The organism is Phytoactinopolyspora endophytica, from assembly GCF_004138495.1.
Lineage (GTDB): Bacteria > Actinomycetota > Actinomycetes > Jiangellales > Jiangellaceae > Phytoactinopolyspora > Phytoactinopolyspora endophytica.
Window position 1 is genome coordinate 487,819 of the sequence record NZ_ML142850.1, and the last position, 3,976, is coordinate 491,794.

Annotated in this window: 3 protein-coding genes and 1 pseudogene; 2 read left to right on the forward strand and 2 right to left on the reverse strand. The window is 66.2% G+C overall.

All coding sequences use genetic code 11. The annotated features are described in order from the left end of the window. Positions 1-196 (reverse strand): annotated as a pseudogene (locus ELR45_RS36990) (protocatechuate dioxygenase); the annotation flags it as partial. Between the two features lie 121 nt (positions 197-317). Continuing rightward, complete coding sequence (locus ELR45_RS05535; protein ID WP_129664076.1) at positions 318-1,709, reverse strand: sulfatase family protein; 1,392 nt, start codon at positions 1,707-1,709, stop codon at positions 318-320. A 355-nt stretch (positions 1,710-2,064) separates the two neighbouring features. On the opposite strand from ELR45_RS05535, the gene ELR45_RS05540 reads away from it, so the two are divergent. Both ELR45_RS05540 and ELR45_RS05545 read left to right on the forward strand, forming a co-directional pair. Then, the gene (locus tag ELR45_RS05540; RefSeq protein ID WP_129664078.1) at positions 2,065-3,012 is read left to right on the forward strand and encodes a MurR/RpiR family transcriptional regulator; all 948 of its coding nucleotides are present in this window, start codon (positions 2,065-2,067) and stop codon (positions 3,010-3,012) included. Positions 3,013-3,017: 5 nt separating this feature from the next. Continuing rightward, the coding region (locus ELR45_RS05545) for a Gfo/Idh/MocA family protein (protein ID WP_240759193.1) at positions 3,018-3,976 on the forward strand (959 nt) is incomplete at its 3' end.

The window sequence follows — 3,976 nt, forward strand, 5'->3', positions numbered from 1 at the left end:
ACGCGGTCGTGGATGGACTGAGCGTGGCCGTCCCGCCGTCGCCAGTGCCTGTGCTGCCGGCGTCGTCCGAGCTGCCCGCGTCATCCGAGCCGTTCGAACAGGCCGCGAGCAGCGCTCCGAGCCCGATCGTGCCACCAAGCCCGAGTGCGCGACGCCGGCCGATCCGTACCCGACTAGCGATGACGTCCTGATGCATAGACAGTTCCCATGTCCTCATTGTGACGGCTCTGATCACCACCACACATTGGCAAGCAGACTAGTTGCGCATTCTGAGGATTAGCTGGGAAGAAGCTGTGCAATAGGCAAGGAAGCTCAGTTCAGTGGTGACCGACATCTCCGATCTCTTTCTGGACGCGGGCCAGCTCAGTGGTCAGCTCGCGGGTGACCTCGCGATAGCCGGGCTGGTCATAGACGTTGCGCAGCTCGTGCGGGTCGGCCGCCAGGTCGAACAGCTCCCACTCCGGCTCGGTCGCCTGATCGGCCACCCCGTTCAGACCAAGCCCCTCGCCGTAGTAGTACACCAGCTTGTACCGGTCGGTGCGGATCCCGTAATGCGCCGGCACATAGTGCGGATCTGACATGTGCTCCCAGTACCGGTAATACGCGGTACGTCGCCAGTCCGCCGGCGGCTCCCCTTGCAACAACGGCACCACGCTGCGCCCGGACATCGGCTCCGGAGGCACCACCCCGGCCAATTCGGCGAACGTCGGAGCAAAGTCCGTGTTCAACACGAACGACGACGACACGCTCCCCGCCTCCACCAGCGCTGGATACCGCACCAGCAACGGCATCCGCAACGACTCCTCATACATGAACCGCTTGTCATACCAGCCATGATCGCCCAGGAAGAACCCCTGATCCGAGGTGTAGACCACGATCGTGTTCTGAGTAAGACCATGCTCGTCCAGATAGTCGAGGACCCGCCCCACGCTCTCGTCCACCGCCGCGATACAGCGCAGATAGTCCTTGATGTAGCGCTGATAGAACCACCGACGACGCTCAGCCGTGGACAACCCCTCTGGAGGATCAGCCTTCACATCCCGGCGCCGCATGTGCCGATCCACCCGCATATGTGCTTGCCTCGCCGCCTGCGACCGGGTCTCGTAATCGTCGTACAGCGTCTCCGGCTCCACCCGATCGTCGTCGTACAGATCGGCATGCCGCGGGTGCGGCAGCCACCACCGGTGCGGCGCCTTGTGATGCAGACCCAGCAGGAACGGCCGATCTGCATCCCGAGCCTGCAGCCAGTCCCGACTCATATCCGTGATCAGATCGGTCACATACCCCTCGTACTTCCGCTCCACACCGTTCTCGATCATCACCGGATCGAAGTAATCCCCTTGCCCGGGCAGCACGTTCCAGTAATCGAACCCGGTCGGGTCGGCGTGTCCGCCGTGACCCAGGTGCCATTTCCCGATCAGGGCGGTCTGGTATCCGGACGCCTGCAACAACTGCGGGAACGTCTGCTGCCGCCCATCCAGCTCGTCGAAGAGCGTGCGCACCCCGTTCTCGTGGTTATACGTCCCGGTCAGGATCGACGCCCGGCTCGGCGTGCAGATCGCGTTCGTACAGAAACAGTTGTCGAACCGCGCCCCCTCCTCAGCCAACCGATCGATCTGCGGCGTCGAGTTGATCCGGCTCCCATACGCCGAGATCGCATGCGACGCATGGTCGTCGCTCATGATGAAGACGATGTTCGGGCGGTCCATCAAGACTCCGTTCTGCTAGGCAACGCGGTGGCGGGGCACGGCCGGCGTATCACCCCGCCCACGTGCGACCAGACTGGGCGCGATGTAGACGAAACTTCTGCTGTGTCGACAGTTCTATCAGTTCCTTCTAGGTTCGGCTAGATGCGACCAGTCGAATACCGCCAGGCTGCCACCCACGGCCATAAGAAATTTCTGTCACTATTGACCTGTTCATCATTTCCTTCTACCTTCTACGTAGCTCCACCGGCCCGGGACGGTCTGCCGGCCTTCCCGAGATCCGCGGCCATCGTCACGCTTCAACGTTGACGTCGAGACCGACGACGCCGACCTCAATGGGAAGTAGAGGAGTACTCCGGTGACAGAGACACCGTCCGAATCCATGGCCGAGGGCGCTTCCGGCGCGGCCAGCCTGCCACCATGCCTCGAGCGCGTCCGCGGGGCCAGGCCGAACCTGACCGGCGCGCGCGCCCAGGTGGCCGACGCCGTGCTCGCCGACCCGTGGAAGATACGGGGTGCGTCCATCCAGGTGCTCGCCCAGACTGCGGGCGTCTCGGAGAACGCCGTCAGCCGGTTCACGCACGCCGTCGGGTACTCCGGATACCGGGAGTTCGCCCAGGCGCTCTCCCTGGACCTGGGCAAGACGCTCGGCCTGTACCACTCCCATCCAGTCGACCTGGTGCTGGAGGCGCGCTCCGGCCTCGGCGGTCCGCTCGACCTGGTGCAGCGGGTCATGTCGCTCGAAGTCGAGTGCATGCAGGACACGCTCACCAACCTGTCCGAGCCCGCGCTCCGGCACATCGTCACCCGTCTGGGCGTTGCACCATCGGTGCTGCTGCTAGGCACCGGGACGGCCGCCCCGCTGTGCCAGATGTTCTCGTACCGGCTGGCCAGCATCGGCACCGCCGTGACCTGGACCGCCGACCCGATGATGATGCTCGCCCACGTAGCTCGCCTGAACCCCGGCGATCTCGCCCTCGGCATCTCGTACTCAGGCAAGTCTCGGGACACCGTGCAGGCGCTCGGGTACGCCAACCAGCGTGGCATCGAGACGGCCGGTCTCACCGCGAACCCGCAATCGCCGATGGGCAACGTGGTCGACACAGCGCTGACGATCTTCAGCTCGGCCGTGTCCAGAGGTACGGCGCAGTTCAGTGCGCGCGTCGCCGGCCTGGCCCTGCTCGAGGCGATCGCCACCGCCGTGTCGGAAGAGAAGGGCGGTGCCGCGCTGAGCATGCTTCAGGAGCTCGGCTCCACACAAGCCCAGCTCAACGACCTGCCCATCGACGAGGACAGTGACTCGTGACGGTCATGCCGCTGCGGATGAGCATCGCCGGCATCGGCCACTGGCACGCGCCCCGCCACATCGACTCGTTCACGGCGGCCGGCGCCACCGTCGTGGCCGTGCACGACGACGAGGCCGACGTGGCGAAGACCTGGGGTGAACGGCTCGGCTGCCGGGTCGCACCCGGACTGGACGAGTTGATCGACGAGGACGTGGATCTCGTGCTGGCCATGCCGCGGCATCGCGACGGTCCGGCTGTCGTCGCGCGGCTCATCGAACGCGGGCTGCCGTTCGTCGTGGAGAAACCGGTCGCCGCGAGCGCGGCCGAACTGTGGCCACAGGTACTCGCCGCCGAGGCGAAGGGGCAGTTCGCGGCGGTGCCGTTCATCAACCGGTACAGCACGTTCTGGGACCACCTCGCGCGGGTGCAGGCCGGGGGGTTGCTGGCGCCTCCGTGCGTGGCTCGGTTCCGGATCGTCAACGGACCACCCAGCCGGTACGTCGACGACGGCGTGGCGTGGGCGCTGGATCCAGAGATCGGAGGCGGGGGTGCGCTGCGCAACCTCGGCCCGCACACCGTGGACGCCTTCCTGTCCCTCGCCGAGGGCCAGGTCAGCGTCGCCGGTGCCGTGCTGACCGACCGGCAGTACGGCATGGACGTGGAAGAGCACGCGATCGCCGTGCTCCGCGACGACGCCGGCCTGATCGGCGTCGTCGAAGTCGGATACAGCGGCCCCCATCATGACGGAACCGACCACGAGTGGGCCCTCGTCGGGCCCGGCTCGAGCGTGCGCGAGCTGCACAGCACGGTCGGCGTGATCACCCAGGAAGGCCAGGCGGACTTCGCTTCACCGCCGGTCATGCAGCGATATCGCATCTTCGCCGAGGACGTCGTCGAGCGACTGCGCGCACGCCGCCCCGCACCAGTGACACTGCGGGACGCGTGGCGGGCTCTCGAGGTCGTCGACCGCATCTACGACGCGGC